Origin of the sequence: Nitrosospira multiformis, assembly GCF_900103165.1 — a bacterium.
Classification (GTDB): Bacteria; Pseudomonadota; Gammaproteobacteria; order Burkholderiales; family Nitrosomonadaceae; genus Nitrosospira; species Nitrosospira multiformis_D.
The window spans coordinates 1,884,700-1,898,786 of sequence record NZ_FNKY01000001.1; the positions used below are offsets into that span (position 1 = coordinate 1,884,700).

Sequence of the window (14,087 nt, forward strand, 5' to 3'; positions counted from 1 at the left end):
TTTTGATTTTTACGGGCCTGAATTGGCGGTGGTCTGGCTACCCGACTCCGCCTGATGCAGTAGCAAAGCCCGTTCCGGCTCCGGTAAATGACTTATTTCTTTTACCATCTCATAAAACTGACCCATGTTCCCATTCTGCTGCGCCAGAAGCGCCTGGAATGCAGGCACCAGACGCGTATAGGTTGAGATCGACGCGAGATACGCATTATTGAGATGTTGCGCCAGCCATCGGCCATAGTTGCTGGATACGGTTTTGGTGGCCTGCAACCCAGAGAGCTTTTCGTGTAGCTCGGCATAAATGCCCGTCTTGGCTATGCGTTTCTCCGCCGTACTCATGTCTGAGGCAAAAAGTGTTTCCAGCCTTTTGCGATAGTCCAGCATTATTTCGGCGGAAGCGGCTTTCCTTTTTTGTGCCGCCTCAAATGCCGCTCGTTGTTCATTTGTCCCGTTATCGCTCAGCCACCGGCCTATGCCTTCCAGTTCGACCGCGGTTGCAAAGGATTCATTAAAAGTACTGTCATCGCGCACATACACCACCTGATGTGCAAGTTCGTGGAATATCAGCTGGGCGAGTTCAGTATCGGAGTAGCCCAGGAAGGTATTGAGTATAGGTTCTTTGAACCAGCCTAGCGTGGAGTAGGCACGGACTCCGCCGACCGTTACGTCATAACCTTTTGTTCTGAGTTCTTCCGCAAAGCGTTCCGCTTCAATTTTTGAGAAAAAGCCGCGATAGCTAACACACCCTGCCGCCACGAAACACCATTTCTCAAGCTCCAGAGAAAGCTCCGGGGCGGCGGATACATTCCAGATTGCATAGGGGCGCCCAATGTCAGCGTAAGTCGTAAAACTCTGATTATCCGGGAGTTTAAGTTCACCGATTGCAAACTCGCGCAGCCTGACTACCGTGGTGAGGGAGCGTTTCAATGCCTCGTTAGTGCCGGGATCGGTGATAATCGCACTAATGGGCCGCGTGCGGTGCCGGATATCAAGATGACCATCCACCGCTTGCGCGTAATAGCCGAGATTGGCACAACCTCCCAGCACAACGGCAAGACCTACGGCAATATTAAGCGTTAACGCGCACGAAATTCTCAAAGCCATAATCCTAAGCCTGCCGGTTGAAAGTATTTACAGCAAGCTCACCAAAAGAGAAGCTCAAGATTTATACGTCATGGCGTTATTTGGAAATTCGCTGAAGAATGGACGGAAAACAAAGGTCAACCAAAAGTTCAGAGTGACAATTCCGGATTACGTAAAAAATGGCCGACTCGTAAAAATGAGCATGCCTGACGAACCAATACGGCGGATAGAAGCATTCCTGAATGACTCACGTTGAGCACTATCTCGTCGCTTGTGCCCGGCATTTTCGTTTCTTCAACCGCCACCACACCGTCATTGGGATGCGGTAACCGGGATATCAACCTGCCGCCGCCGATACTCTTGTGGCCCGCGATCACTCCGAGTTCGCATTGGTCATTCCGCTCGGGAATCTCCTGGCTCAACCACTGCGGCATGCTGCGTCCGAGAATATATCGTCCCGGTGCGATTCGTGAAAGCTTCGTCGCCACGCGACTGCCGTTATAGGGACTCCCCGCCAGAATAACGCGGCCAATTCGTTGCTGAGGATATTCTGCAAGCATCTGCAGTACCAAAAGACCACCCAGGCTATGGCCGATAAAATGTACGCGCGGCGCGGCAATATTTGCAACAAAATTTGATAGCAATAACGCATTTTGCGACAGCGAGTTGCGCATGGAAGGATAGGAAAAAAAGACAGGATGAAAGCCGCAGCGCTGTAGCCGCATTCCCATTAATCGCATCACCCAGCCATGCATCCACAGCCCATGCACGAGCACGACGGTGTCTTGATCGGCGGCTGCCCCTGTCAATTCTACTCCTCAGACTGATTTCAAGGTATTTTACTCAGCATGAGCGCAAATGAGAATATAGAAAAACTCTGAATGGATCCTCGCGGGTTCGTTTTGGTCGCAATCTCGATAATTTATTCAGAAGTTTACAAAAAAGATGGCGCATTCTTGTGGCTGTCCAGTATGACGCCTTGCTTTCTTCGATGAGCCGTCCAGCCCATTAATCCTATGCCTCCCAAGATCAACGTATATGTGGCGGGCTCAGGAACAACACTTGCGGGAGGAATGGCATCTATCGCACCGACAGTGGCACCATAAAAATACTCATAATTAGGAATTGTGAAAAGGATGTCGGTATAAGTTCCGATAAACTTGAGCAGTCCATTACCCTCCCAGCCGGTAATGGAACTGCCGCTCTGGGTGAGTAAACCGCCCCCCCAATTACCTGCCCCCTGGCTTACTATGCTGAATGTCGCATCGTTCAGAAAATTGAACGTGACGGGTAAGCCTGATTGTCCGACGCTAAAAAGGCTTATGATGGGATCAACCACCGCCTGAGAAAAATGAAAACCGTTTATTTCGTTTGTACCACCGGTCATCAGGAGCGTTCCATTTGTTTCTGGAGTATTTGTCACCTCGGCACTGGTAAATGAGGTCGGAACATTATAGATATATGAACCATAATCTACTCCAAACGTATTTCCAGCGTAGGTGACATTGATGGTGTTCGATCCCTGGGTAAAATTGCCGTTCGCTGATGATGTCCAGTGAGCCCAGCTGGCCGTATCCAAAGGTGTTGCTTGAGCAGGCGCAATAAACATGATGCCGATAATAGCCGCAAGTTTTCTTATCATTCTGGTTCTCCCGATAATTTCATAATTCAAATAAGGCATTGTTGTATAACGATATTATCAATTCCGTTTCCTTTGTCAGCGAATGCCTGGAGAACCGGTAAATGATGCGTTACTATGGCTTATCGGTATTTCTGTCACAATTGGACTGAAGTACATCAAGCCTCGGCTTTTTATTGGACTGAAGTACAGGATGGAGAACGGGCGCGGCTGGCTGAGGGAGTCGGCGCCGCATGGCTGCGGGGAATCAGCGATGCGTTCTATTTCTGGGTAATAATAATGACGAATGAATATAATCGGGTAAATTCATGTGTCGTCATACCCGGAGGGATTAGGGGCCAGCAAAGGCCCGGCCGTAACAATACCTGCCACCTAAACTGGCAATGTTTTGTTGCAGCAATTCTTTAGAGATCAGGCAAGTGTCACTGGTCCGTGATCATCGCAGTGCTCATCGTGCGGGTGGTGGAGATGCCCATCGACCAGATAGTCGATATGATCGCCGTGCGGCACTGCTTCATGGCCGCAACCGGGGCCATGTGTATGGGTCTGCGAATGGCCAGCGCAAAGGTGTTCGGGCGTGCAATTTTCCGGATTGTCGCTTGTTACTCCAATTACATGTTCATCAGTGTGATCTCCGTGCTGGTGATGCAGATGTCCGTCATGCAGATAATCGACATGATCATCGTGCACGATACCCGTATGGCCGCACTGCGGCCCGTGTGGATGAGTATGATTTTCGTGCTGTGGCAGGTTACAATTAGTCATCTCGCTTTTCTCCTGAAAGATGTGGACCAAGTTGCGATAACATCAGACGGGCTACAAACTATAAAAAAATAACCCCGAATCATGTGCTGTAAACGACTCATAAAAATTTGACACATTTCCTTGCACGCAGTTCCTGTCCGCGATAGTCAAAGCTCAACAGTCCAACCGTGTCGCAAGCGATTCGTGTACTGGGGCTCCGGCCTAAGCAATTTTGCAGATATGCCGAGTCGGTGTGGAGGGAAGCCGGATGAGGATGTGGATACTTCCCCTATGCGGGTGTGGCTGAGCCCAACGATATCGACTATGAATTTCTGGAAATTGCCCGATCTTACCTGGAAGCTCGTTGGGATTTATAGCGACTGGACCTAACCTCCTTATAAGACAGAGGGCGGCGTTTAGCAAGGATCTGGATAGAAGTGACCCCTGGCCATTCAAGAATAGCCAAGAATAGTCATGTGACGCGAAATTTCCGGCTGGTCTTCCAATAAGATCAGCGGAAATACTTCCTTACATTTTGGTACCGATACTGGCGGTGCAGGTTTTGTGGGGTGCTTTTCGTACGTCGCCATCGACCTACTATTAATGGGCATTTCCGCGCATTTTGCGCGGCCGGGTGTCGCGGATAATGAGTCGTGCTGTTCTGGACTAGCCCTGGTTAAACTCGACCCTGCGGACCCTCGGTCTGATCGTAAACGTTTTTTTCTCCAGTCGATTCTTGTCTATATCATTCCAGCATTCCCGAGTCTTTGATTGAGAATGTCGAAACATTTTTTTCGTAAAGACTTCCGCGCCGTGATCAAGCAGAGCAGAAGAAGAGGTCGTGAGTGCGTCATCATGATACTTATTCACTTTTTTTCCTCCTTTAAAGCAAAAGAAAAAACTTACAAAGAATCCCGTTTTCCGTATGTAGCAAACTCCACCCAGAGGTTTTTGTAGAGAATAATCCGATTATAAAAAAGAACTGTGCGCTACCGAACTTAACAAGGTAATTTGAGGGATTGGGTCAATGCTCACACCGCATAATCATATTAGTCCATCAGACAATGGTGTTGGTTCCCCTGTCAGGGGGAAATCGATTAGCCTGCCTCGCGGCGAGCTACGATCCTCACTTTTTTGTACGCCGTTTTCTTGGCAATGTGTTTCGCAAGAACAGTCCCTAAAGCAATCTCTAAGGCTGACTGGCTCATTCGCTTAATCTCCCCGGGTGTCCATTGGTCAGTTAGGCGGAAAAATTTTAAGCTTTCGGCTGTTATTTTATTGTTCACAATTGCTGTGGATAAGTTTGTTGATAACCTATGAACACGGGGAGTAAGTTATCCTTCTGTAACAATATTTTCTTACCTGATCATTTTTTGAACTTCATAAATATTTAAATATAAACAGATACTTATGTGACAGCCTAAGATCCATGCGGGTTTGACCAGTGCTATTGTGTGATTTTTGTTACGAATGTGGATTACTCCGGAATGTCAAGAGAAATCTTGTTTTTTTCAGTTAAATCCATATTGCGTGCCATTTAGGTTAATCGCAGCATATTGGGGGAAGTTAAGCTCTCTAGCCGCTCCTGAAAAGTCTTCACAGCGCTTATAAATATTGAGTTGAGGGTATACAAAGAGGGCATGGAATGACCAGAATTAAGACTGTTAGCCCTGATTCCTGGTGAATTCTGATGAAGCCAGGGAAGCAAGAACACAGTGGTTTTGGATGATTTATTGGGGTACGACTGGAACAGATACTGGATCGGCGCCATATGCTGTACCAAGTGGCCGGGAAGATTCACTGCGCGGCGGTGGAAGAACGGTTCGTGGTGCTCTGATTCAGAGGAAAGCCATCCGGCATCCCGATCCCCGTGAATCGCCGGTTTTCCTCATGGTCATTGGGTCTGTTACCGCATCAGCTCTTCCGGCATCTTGCATTTTCCGTAATGATCGAGGGAAACACCAGCGCGCGCTGCTTCGCATTCGTTTCCATAAGTCTCTCCGTCACAGCCGCAAACGGGTTTGTATTCGTGAGTACAAATCGTAGGGATAATCTTGCAAGTTCCTTGTGCCTCGGCAATCTTGCATTGCCCGGTACCAATTTTACAATACTGTGCATCAGAGCATATCGCGCCCAACACGCCCCCACAATTGAATGGCTCGCTCGGTTCCATTTCTCTGCAGCGTTCGGTTAACTCCACGTTGAGAAAGGTTCCTGCACGGGGATGGATGGAACGCAATTGCTTGATCAGATCGTTGAATTTTTCCGCTGTTGTATCGAAAGCCGCTTCCACGCATGCGGACAATCCGGCTTCCATTGAGGCAGGGCCTCCCACCCTGGGATAATATACATAGTATATATTGATAGTATTAGCACCCACGGCCCTGCCGACTGTTTTCCGAACCAATTGCAAGGCCGCGTTATCCACGCCTCCGTGGGTGCTGCCGACGGTGATATTAATGGCGCGGCTCTCATTACTGTTTTGCGCGGAAGCGGATGTATTGATGAGTAAAGCCAATCCCATCAGTAAAGCATATATCAACATTTTTGTATGTTTCGCTTCCGCCATCATGCATCACCATGTGTGCTCAGCTAATCGCTTTCGTAATGGCGTCGAAACTGGCAATGAATAGCCGGGTTTCAGCAATCGTGACTTAATTTGGTCCGATAGGTCCTCCTTGCTCGTACTTCGGATCCTTGATCGGCTTGCCTTCCTTATCCCGGGAGAATTCCGGTACATGGGGGTTTTTGCTTGGCGATGAGGGATCTTGGCCCCGCTCCACGCGTTTCTTTTGATCGACATATCCAGTATCCATACCCTCTTTAGAACTGGCGGGACCACTTTTTGCGGCTGAGCCGCTCTGTCCTGTGGAACCGCTCTGCTCTGATGTACCGTACTGCGCGTGTACCACGCCAGCCGTGCCGATGCTAAAAGTGGCACCCAGCGCCAATGCAAGTGCCAGCGAGCGATTTGCCGATATAGAAAAATGTTTCATGGCTATTCCTTATATTTATCCAGCGATATTGCTGTGTTGAAAAGATTACGCAGTGTTTTCCAACTCTTCAGTTCGGTAGCACACTGAGCAAGCCCAAAACGATATTTCGGTGAAAACGTCGTCGTGGGAAAGCCTTCGTGAAGCATGGATACTCCGTTAACCATTCTGCCATTGAGCTGCCGCTATCTCCTGGATGCAGCTATTGACACCGTCGCCGATGACAATTGATTGATGATCATGGCCGCACCAACTTTTCTTGCGCTCCGGATGCAATCGCAGCTTTGCAAGATAGAACCGTCAGGAGATAACGGATCGAGCGGGGTGGCGGAGAGATTTTGCTTCCTGCCCCCCGTAGCGGGTAGTACCAGTTAGACTAATAATGGCCTTTGAGCCTGGGACCTGTACCGTCCGTTCCCGCGCTGTCGTCCTTATTATCATCATATCTTTCAGTACCATCGGTGCTATACCTGGAATTATCCGTGGAGCGCCGATCAGTCCCATAACCACTCTTTTGATCGTCACGTTTTGTGCCGTAGCCTGAATCCCCGCCAGAGGTGCCTGATGACGGGGAATCATAGGGCTTCTGTGTCGTGCCGCCTTGATCATAACCCTGTGCTTGCACGATCCCGGCTGTGGCAAAAATCAATGCACCGGTCAATACCAATGATTTTGCTGATAAAATTGAAGAGAATTTCATGATTATCCTTTTTTTAATCCAGCGACATCGCTGTGACAGCGATAATACGGTAGTGCTTCTGTCTGTTCAGTGCGCTAGCACACGGATGGAATGAGCGGCCGGAACTCATCATCATAGGGATTCGTATTGTTTCCGGTGGGCCACGGATTCAATGCGCAGAAATCAATTACGGAATAAAATTAATTTGTCAGCCGGCTCGACGCTTAATATTCTGAAATACTGCGCTTTGACTTTGCTCATGGGTATCAACATGACTGCAGCTTATGCATTTACCATTGAAACCAAAGGCGGCCCCAAGATCAAATCCAACGATGGTAATTTTGAAATGGTCTTCGGTGCTCGCGCCCATCTCGACGTGCATTCATTCAACGATGACAAGCCAAATCCTGGCTACCCTCCTTTCGGTAGCCAAGTACCCGACAGCCATCCGGACGGCGGTTTCAACTTCCGCCGCGGCTATACCGATGTGACGGTCAGATACTATGATCTGAGTTTTAAATTCCAGAACGATTTCGCTGCCGGCACTTTTCCTGGCAGTCTCCGTGAAGCTTGGGTTGGGGCCAAGCTCGGTCCAGGCCAGCTCACAATCGGCCAGTTCAAGCCTTATCGCGGCATGGAGGAATTGGCAAGCTCAAATGAGATTACCATGATGGAGCGTCCTTCCACCACATCGACCGGTATCTATGCCGGGAGGCAGTGGATGATGGGCGTAGGTTACAAGGGCCTCTATGCAAATAAGTTTGGCTATGGTGTAGATATCATGAGCCTGGCGCATACCGATATGCCGATTGCAGGGTCAAGCTATGGTGGCCGCCTCTTTTGGGTACCTTTTGCAGAGGAGGGCAATACTCTTCACTTTGGGTTCTCTTACAGCGTGGATGATGCGAGCTCCGAGTCGCTTGCCGCGAAAGTCGTCGATGTTTATGGCGGACGCCGCGGAATCAGTAAATCCTTGGGTATCGCAGGCGCCGGTATAGGCTCATCAGGCGATAACAAGCAATTCACTTTCGAAGCGGAAGCGGCATACTCCCTCGGACCGGTGACCCTGCAAGGAGAATACGCGAATTCAAGGCTTGACAACACGCATGTAGTAGGCGGGGCGCAGAAGGATTCCACGGTACAGGCATACTATGTGCAAGCCAGCTGGTTTGTGACCGGCGAAAGATCGATTTACAGGAAAGAGCGGGGGGCCTTTGGCAAGCCAAAACCGATCAGCAAGTGGGGCGCACTCGAACTTGCCATACGTTACGACCTGGCGGAGAATTTAAATCAGAGCCTGACCGCGGACCCTTGCCGCACCGGCACTTCAAAATGCCAGGTCCAGGTCATTACGCTGGGTACCAACTGGTATGTTCGGGAAGGTTTGCGCTTCATGCTGAATTACTATCTTACCGACGCTGTAATCGGCAATGCTGGTGCCGGCACTCCAGATCGGAAGGACACCCTCTCCGTAATTTCTTTCCGTACTCAGCTAAGCTTTTAAATGCTGGCAAGACTCATCCCGATTTTTCCAACAAATGCTGCATGGAGGGGTTTATTCAGGGATTCTTCAAGTTTGATGACTATCTCGGCCGGTGGAATCTTACGCCCGATGGTGACCCCATCATCACCCACAGTAGCCAGCTTCTGCCGGTACGTCAAGGCGCTACTCCAGCGATGCTCAAGATAGCGCTTGAAGCCGAGGAAAAATTCGGGGGTCTCCTGATGTCCTGGTGGGCTGGACGAGGCGCTGCCCGGGTGCTGGCTCATGAAGATGCGGCGCTGCTCATGGAACGTGCGGAGAACAATCTTTCACTTGCCGAGTTTGCGAGAAATGGCCGTGACGATGAAGCGAGCCGGATTATCTGTGCGGCGATAGCCGTTCTCCATCGGCAGATAGACCGGCCTCCTTTCGACCTTATCCCATTAACCCGATGGTTCGAGGATTTGGTACTCGCCGCAGCGCAGCATGGAGGCATACTGACCGTCTGCGCAGCCACCGCACGTGAATTATTGGAAACGCCACAGGAAGTTGTGGTGCTGCATGGCGACGTGCATCATGAAAATATTCTCGACTTCGGCTCACGAGGCTGGCTGGCGATTGACCCAAAACGCCTTATCGGGGAACGCGGTTTTGATTATGCGAATCTATTCTGCAACCCCGATGGGAGAACAGCAAGCGCTGCCGGACGGCTGACGCGACAAGTAGGAGTGGTGGCTGAAGCGGCAGGGTTGGAACGTAAGCGATTGCTGCAATGGATACTCGCCTGGGCAGGATTATCGGCGGCATGGTGGCTCCAGGATGGAGAGTCCCCCGTAAGCGAATTCAGGGTAGCAGAGCTGGCGGCGGCAGAACTGGCCAAAAACTGACAGCCATCACCCCGGTGGCGATTCATTCCAGAATCAGGCCTGCTCTGCCAATAACGTGTTACATCCGTTCGATATATTCACCGCTGTCAGTATTGATCTTGATCTTTTCGCCTTGCAGGACAAAGGCCGGCACCATGACAACGAGTCCCGTCTCCATTGTGGCAGGTTTGTAGGAACTGGTGGCTGTGGCGCCTTTAAGATTGGGTTCGGTATCGGTAATGGTCAGTACGACGCTGGCTGGAAGTTGTACTCCGATGGCACGTTCGTTGTGAAAATTGACTTGCACGTCGGTGTTCGGCAACAGGTATTCATATTGACTTTCAAGGAACTCCTGCGACAGGTTTAATTGTTCATAGTTTTCCTTATCCATGAAGATATAATTATCACCTTCCTGGTAGAGATACGTCATGTCACGCGGCTCGACGAATGCACGTTCCACCTTGTCTTCGGTACGGATGCGCTGGTTGGTCTTGGTGCCGGCCTCGATGTCTTTCATCTCTACCTGCATGAATGCTCCACCGCGGCCCCCGACATGGACGTGGTAACATTTCAGCACACGCCAGATGCGTTTATCCCATTCGATCAGGTTGCCGACACGGATTTCTGTTGCAAGCACTTTAGCCATCATTTTTCCAATGAATCAAAGAGCGCGCATTTTACTATAAAAAGCCAATTGGGAAGTCTATGCAATCCACGTTTTTAGCAGATTGCCGTCAATGTCAGCGGTTGGCGAATTTTCTGGATGAAGTGAAAGTTTGCCATCCCGATTATCATGCGCGTCCCGTGCCAGCCTTTGGCGACATCGCGCCCAAGCTGCTTGTCATCGGTCTGGCGCCTGGCATGCATGGCGCAAACCGTACCGGCAGGCCTTTTACCGGTGATTTTGCGGGAATCCTGTTATATCGGACGTTACATAAATTTGGCTTTGCCAGCCACGAGGGGTCGGCTTCCGCAGATGACAATTTACAGCTTATGAATTGCCGTATCACCAATGCGGTGAAATGTTTGCCGCCGCAGAATAAGCCGGAGCCGGGCGAAATCCGTCAATGCAACCGGTATCTGTCAGCTGAAATTGCCGATTTCAGAAAAGACGGAGGTACTGCGTTACTCGCTCTCGGTGCTATCGCCCATCAGGCCGGATTGATGGCGTTGGGGCTCAAGGTCAGGGATTATCCTTTCGGCCATGGCACCGTCCATGCGTTGCAAGGTGGCCTCATTGCCGATGACGCAGCACACAATGGCTCGAAATCCGGTGGCCTGACGCTGTATGACAGCTATCATTGCAGCCGCTACAATACTCAGACCCGGCGCCTGACCACCGAGATGTTCGAACGGGTATTTGCAAAAATTTGCAGTGACTTGGCTTCCGATATAGCAATTCAACTACCAGATTCAGGTTAAAACGGAGACTATTTATGCCCTATGTAAATATTCGTATTGCAGGCTCGCTCAGCCGCGAGCAGAAGAAAAAGATCGCGCAGGAGATTACGGAGACGCTGGAGCGTATCGCCCATAAACCGAAATCCTATACTTATATCGCTTTCGATGAACTGCCCAATGAAAACTGGGCTATCGCAGGCAATTTGCTGGACGAGGAGGCCTGATCGCTTTGCTGGCAGAGTCTTCCTTCGATGCCAAGGCATTCTGCTCCAGTTTGCCCTCGCAGCCGGGTGTTTACCGCATGATGAATGCGGCGGGGCAGGTAATTTATGTCGGCAAAGCGATTGATCTAAAAAAGCGTGTTTCCTCTTATTTTCAGAAAACCGGCTTGGGTCCCCGCACCCAATTGATGGTGTCGCAAATCTCGGGAATTGAAACCACTGTTACCCGCTCAGAGGCGGAGGCGCTGCTGCTTGAGAATAATTTAATCAAGACGCTGACGCCCAAATACAACATACTTTTCCGGGATGATAAATCATATCCCTATGTAGTATTGACCGGGCATCATTTTCCCCGGCTTGGATTTTATCGCGGGGGATTGGATAAAAAACATCATTATTTTGGCCCTTTTCCCAACGCGGGGATGGTGCGGGAGAGCATTCAGCTTCTGCAAAAAGTGTTTCGTATTCGCACCTGTGAAGATAGCGTTTTCAGCAATCGCACGCGGCCCTGTCTGCTTTATCAGATCAAACGTTGCAGCGCGCCTTGCGTGAATCTGGTTACCGAGGAAGCCTATCGGGAAGATGCAAGGGATGCCGCGCTTTTCCTGCAGGGCAAACAAACCGAAGTGCTGGAGAGCATTACGAAAAAGATGCTGGAAGCTGCTAATTCACAGGAATACGAGCAAGCTGCATTGTTTCGTGACCAGATTCAGTCACTGAGAAAAATCCGCGAAAAACAATTCGTGGACAGTGGCAGAGCGCTTGATGCCGACGTGGTTGCCTGCGTTACAGAGAATAACGGGAGCGGGCGAGTTTGTGTCAATCTTGCCATGATCAGGGGAGGCCGGCACCTGGGGGATAAGAGTTTTTTTCCGCAAAATGCGGAAGAGTACGATCTACCCTCGGTAGTGGAAGCTTTTCTGGCCCAGCATTATCTCAATCGAGGTACGCCACACCTCATTATCGTTGGTGAAAAAATTCAACGGGAAGTGCTGCAAACACTGCTCGCCGAACAATCCGGCCATAAGGTTGCCATTAATTCCAATCCCATCGGCGATCGGCGTATGTGGCTCGATATGGCGACAGAAAACGCACGTCTCGCGCTGGAACAGATGCTGAGCCGTCAGGCCAGCCAGGAGGAGCGTCTGCAGGCCTTGCAACAGGCCCTGGATATGCCGGGACTTGGCCGCATCGAATGTTTTGACGTCAGCCACACTCAAGGTGAAGCCACCATCGCATCCTGCGTGGTTTATGACAACTTCTCCATGCGCAGCAGCGAGTATCGACGCTACAATATCAATGGCATCACGCCGGGGGACGACTATGCCGCCATGCGCGACGTTCTGTCACGGCGCTATCATAAAATTACCGGAGGCGAGGGCAGGCTTCCCGATCTGATTCTGATTGACGGAGGCAAAGGGCAGGTAGGTGTGGCGCAGGAAGTGCTGGTTGAGCTTGGATTGAACGACGCGAACCTGCTAGGCGTGGCAAAAGGCGAAGAACGCAAACCTGGCCTGGAACAATTGATTTTCCCGGGGCTGCAAAAGCCGCTACAATTACCAAAGGATCATCCCGGGCTGCATCTGATCCAGCAGATTCGCGACGAGGCCCATCGCTTTGCGATTTATGGTCATCGCGCCAAACTTGGCAAATTGCGTACCAGTTCCAGCCTGGAACAGATTGAGGGTATCGGAGCCAAGCGTCGTCAAAGCCTGCTGGCACGGTTTGGTGGCTTGAAAGGGGTACTCACCGCCAGTATCGAAGAATTGCAGCAGGCCGAAGGAATCAGCCGTGCGCTGGCCGAGAAGGTTTACAAGGAATTGCATTGAATCGCAACCCGCTGGTTGCCTGCTCATCCCGTATTTGGGCGCTTTTTAGACTGCCCGTTCAATCTAAATCCAGTAGTTGTAGCGAATTTACTTCAAAACGTGAAGGTCAAGTGACAAAAAGAAATATTGCGGGTCATGATGCTGATCTGAAAATGAGTGGCCAACCGCCGAATTCAGGTTTAGTCTCTGTGGATTCAGTGGCATACCCTGACCTTTATGCCTTTTAACCTGCCAAATGTGCTTACCTGGATGCGCATCCTTGCGATTCCGCTGTTTGTGGGCATTTTCTATTTTCCACCCTCATGGTTATCTCAATCCGACCAGAACCTGATTGCTACCATTATCTTTACCGGCGCGGCCATCACCGACTGGCTGGATGGCTACCTTGCGAGAGTGCTTAATCAAACCTCGGCTTTCGGCGCGTTTCTTGATCCGGTGGCGGATAAGCTGATGGTGGCGGCAGCATTGATCGTGCTGGTCTACCTGAGCAGGCTTGATGCGCTTATTGCTTTCATCATCATTGGCCGCGAAATTACCATTTCAGCCTTGCGTGAATGGATGGCTCAGATCGGCAAAGGCAAAAGTATGGCGGTTTCTTTTCTGGGGAAATTAAAAACGGCGTCGCAAATGATCGCTATTCCGCTGTTGTTATATCATGACAAGATAAATGAAAGCTTCGATCCGCAGAAAATAGGGACATGGCTGATCTATCTGGCTGCCATACTAACCCTGTGGTCGATGGGATACTATCTGAAAGTCGCGATTCCTCAGGCATTGAAACATGGCTGAAATCAGGTTTAACACCTGCGCTGACAAGTCCTTTCCTTGACAAAGAATCCAGCATCCTTATAATGCCAACATTATTTTTTGCGGGAATAGCTCAGTGGTAGAGCACAACCTTGCCAAGGTTGGGGTCGCGAGTTCGAGCCTCGTTTCCCGCTCCAGTTTGCAGGGAAAATGGATTCTTTAGCAAGAGGCCATGTATAAACAGACGTGAGCCTTTGTTGGAATCCGTTTTCCCTTTTTGATTTTCTATTGCATTGTCATGCAACCTATTCTGGTTGCGCAACAATGGCGGGGTGGCAGAGTGGTCATGCAGCGGCCTGCAAAGCCGTGGACGCCGGTTCGATTCCGACCCCCGCCTCCATTAAA

General features: G+C 50.3%; 14 protein-coding genes and 2 tRNA genes. 9 read left to right on the top strand and 7 right to left on the bottom strand.

The window, feature by feature from the left end:
* Window positions 1–9: 9 nt before the first annotated feature.
* From BLR00_RS08350 to BLR00_RS08360, 3 genes are all read right to left on the bottom strand, one after another.
* Window positions 10–1,101 carry an aminopeptidase gene (locus BLR00_RS08350; protein ID WP_074631932.1) on the bottom strand — a complete coding sequence of 364 codons (1,092 nt, stop codon included), beginning with the start codon at window positions 1,099–1,101 and terminating at the stop codon, window positions 10–12.
* Between the two features lie 128 nt (window positions 1,102–1,229).
* Window positions 1,230–1,889: a lipase family alpha/beta hydrolase gene (locus BLR00_RS08355; protein WP_081346683.1), complete on the bottom strand. Its 660-nt coding sequence runs from the start codon at window positions 1,887–1,889 to the stop codon at window positions 1,230–1,232.
* Window positions 1,890–2,014: 125 nt separating this feature from the next.
* Complete coding sequence (locus tag BLR00_RS08360; protein WP_074631933.1) at window positions 2,015–2,722, bottom strand: PEP-CTERM sorting domain-containing protein; 708 nt, start codon at window positions 2,720–2,722, stop codon at window positions 2,015–2,017.
* Between the two features lie 429 nt (window positions 2,723–3,151).
* On the opposite strand from BLR00_RS08360, the gene BLR00_RS16640 reads away from it, so the two are divergent.
* Window positions 3,152–3,556 (top strand): hypothetical protein, encoded by a 405-nt coding sequence (locus BLR00_RS16640; protein ID WP_176759953.1) that lies wholly within the window; start codon window positions 3,152–3,154, stop codon window positions 3,554–3,556.
* A 1,813-nt stretch (window positions 3,557–5,369) separates the two neighbouring features.
* Here BLR00_RS16640 and BLR00_RS16820 read toward each other — a convergent pair.
* The 3 genes from BLR00_RS16820 to BLR00_RS08390 all read right to left on the bottom strand — a co-directional run bounded on the left by BLR00_RS16820 (window position 5,370) and on the right by BLR00_RS08390 (window position 7,156).
* Window positions 5,370–6,008 carry a Kazal-type serine protease inhibitor family protein gene (locus tag BLR00_RS16820; RefSeq protein WP_218124313.1) on the bottom strand — a complete coding sequence of 213 codons (639 nt, stop codon included), beginning with the start codon at window positions 6,006–6,008 and terminating at the stop codon, window positions 5,370–5,372.
* Between the two features lie 109 nt (window positions 6,009–6,117).
* A complete protein-coding gene (locus BLR00_RS08385; protein ID WP_074631938.1) occupies window positions 6,118–6,459 on the bottom strand; it encodes a hypothetical protein in 342 nt (113 codons plus the stop codon).
* Between the two features lie 373 nt (window positions 6,460–6,832).
* Window positions 6,833–7,156, bottom strand: coding sequence for a hypothetical protein (locus BLR00_RS08390; RefSeq protein ID WP_074631939.1), 324 nt, complete (start codon window positions 7,154–7,156; stop codon window positions 6,833–6,835).
* Between the two features lie 250 nt (window positions 7,157–7,406).
* Here BLR00_RS08390 and BLR00_RS08395 point away from each other — a divergent pair, with 250 nt between their 5' ends.
* Entirely contained in the window at window positions 7,407–8,639 is a 1,233-nt protein-coding gene (locus BLR00_RS08395; RefSeq protein ID WP_256324089.1) for an OprO/OprP family phosphate-selective porin, read from the top strand.
* A gap of 41 nt (window positions 8,640–8,680) precedes the next feature.
* The gene (locus BLR00_RS08400) at window positions 8,681–9,505 is read left to right on the top strand and encodes an aminoglycoside phosphotransferase family protein (protein WP_074631940.1); all 825 of its coding nucleotides are present in this window, start codon (window positions 8,681–8,683) and stop codon (window positions 9,503–9,505) included.
* Between the two features lie 58 nt (window positions 9,506–9,563).
* Here the strand turns inward: BLR00_RS08400 and efp are convergent, their stop codons facing one another.
* Window positions 9,564–10,130: an elongation factor P gene (gene efp / locus BLR00_RS08405; RefSeq protein WP_074631941.1), complete on the bottom strand. Its 567-nt coding sequence runs from the start codon at window positions 10,128–10,130 to the stop codon at window positions 9,564–9,566.
* Between the two features lie 59 nt (window positions 10,131–10,189).
* Between efp and BLR00_RS08410 the strand changes: the two genes are divergently transcribed.
* The 6 genes from BLR00_RS08410 to BLR00_RS08435 all read left to right on the top strand — a co-directional run bounded on the left by BLR00_RS08410 (window position 10,190) and on the right by BLR00_RS08435 (window position 14,082).
* Window positions 10,190–10,906: a uracil-DNA glycosylase gene (locus BLR00_RS08410; protein ID WP_074631942.1), complete on the top strand. Its 717-nt coding sequence runs from the start codon at window positions 10,190–10,192 to the stop codon at window positions 10,904–10,906.
* A 14-nt stretch (window positions 10,907–10,920) separates the two neighbouring features.
* Window positions 10,921–11,109 carry a tautomerase family protein gene (locus BLR00_RS08415; protein ID WP_074631943.1) on the top strand — a complete coding sequence of 63 codons (189 nt, stop codon included), beginning with the start codon at window positions 10,921–10,923 and terminating at the stop codon, window positions 11,107–11,109.
* Window positions 11,110–11,117: 8 nt separating this feature from the next.
* The gene (gene uvrC, locus BLR00_RS08420) at window positions 11,118–12,935 is read left to right on the top strand and encodes an excinuclease ABC subunit UvrC (protein WP_074634218.1); all 1,818 of its coding nucleotides are present in this window, start codon (window positions 11,118–11,120) and stop codon (window positions 12,933–12,935) included.
* A 216-nt stretch (window positions 12,936–13,151) separates the two neighbouring features.
* Window positions 13,152–13,724 (top strand): CDP-diacylglycerol--glycerol-3-phosphate 3-phosphatidyltransferase, encoded by a 573-nt coding sequence (pgsA, locus tag BLR00_RS08425; protein ID WP_074631944.1) that lies wholly within the window; start codon window positions 13,152–13,154, stop codon window positions 13,722–13,724.
* A gap of 80 nt (window positions 13,725–13,804) precedes the next feature.
* A tRNA-Gly gene (locus BLR00_RS08430) sits at window positions 13,805–13,879 on the top strand.
* Window positions 13,880–14,008: 129 nt separating this feature from the next.
* Window positions 14,009–14,082, top strand: a tRNA-Cys gene (locus BLR00_RS08435).
* Window positions 14,083–14,087: the final 5 nt, after the last annotated feature.

What these genes read in the sequence shown, in the direction of transcription:
- BLR00_RS08350 (WP_074631932.1), bottom strand. Translation starts at nt 1,101, where the DNA reads ATGGCTTTGAGAATTTCGTGCGCGTTAACGCTTAATATTGCCGTAGGT.
- BLR00_RS08360 (WP_074631933.1), bottom strand. Translation starts at nt 2,722, where the DNA reads ATGATAAGAAAACTTGCGGCTATTATCGGCATCATGTTTATTGCGCCT.
- BLR00_RS16820 (WP_218124313.1), bottom strand. Translation starts at nt 6,008, where the DNA reads ATGTTGATATATGCTTTACTGATGGGATTGGCTTTACTCATCAATACA.
- BLR00_RS08385 (WP_074631938.1), bottom strand. Translation starts at nt 6,459, where the DNA reads ATGAAACATTTTTCTATATCGGCAAATCGCTCGCTGGCACTTGCATTG.
- BLR00_RS08390 (WP_074631939.1), bottom strand. Translation starts at nt 7,156, where the DNA reads ATGAAATTCTCTTCAATTTTATCAGCAAAATCATTGGTATTGACCGGT.
- BLR00_RS08395 (WP_256324089.1), top strand. Translation starts at nt 7,407, where the DNA reads ATGACTGCAGCTTATGCATTTACCATTGAAACCAAAGGCGGCCCCAAG.
- BLR00_RS08400 (WP_074631940.1), top strand. Translation starts at nt 8,681, where the DNA reads ATGGAGGGGTTTATTCAGGGATTCTTCAAGTTTGATGACTATCTCGGC.
- efp (WP_074631941.1), bottom strand. Translation starts at nt 10,130, where the DNA reads ATGGCTAAAGTGCTTGCAACAGAAATCCGTGTCGGCAACCTGATCGAA.
- BLR00_RS08410 (WP_074631942.1), top strand. Translation starts at nt 10,190, where the DNA reads ATGCAATCCACGTTTTTAGCAGATTGCCGTCAATGTCAGCGGTTGGCG.
- BLR00_RS08415 (WP_074631943.1), top strand. Translation starts at nt 10,921, where the DNA reads ATGCCCTATGTAAATATTCGTATTGCAGGCTCGCTCAGCCGCGAGCAG.
- pgsA (WP_074631944.1), top strand. Translation starts at nt 13,152, where the DNA reads ATGCCTTTTAACCTGCCAAATGTGCTTACCTGGATGCGCATCCTTGCG.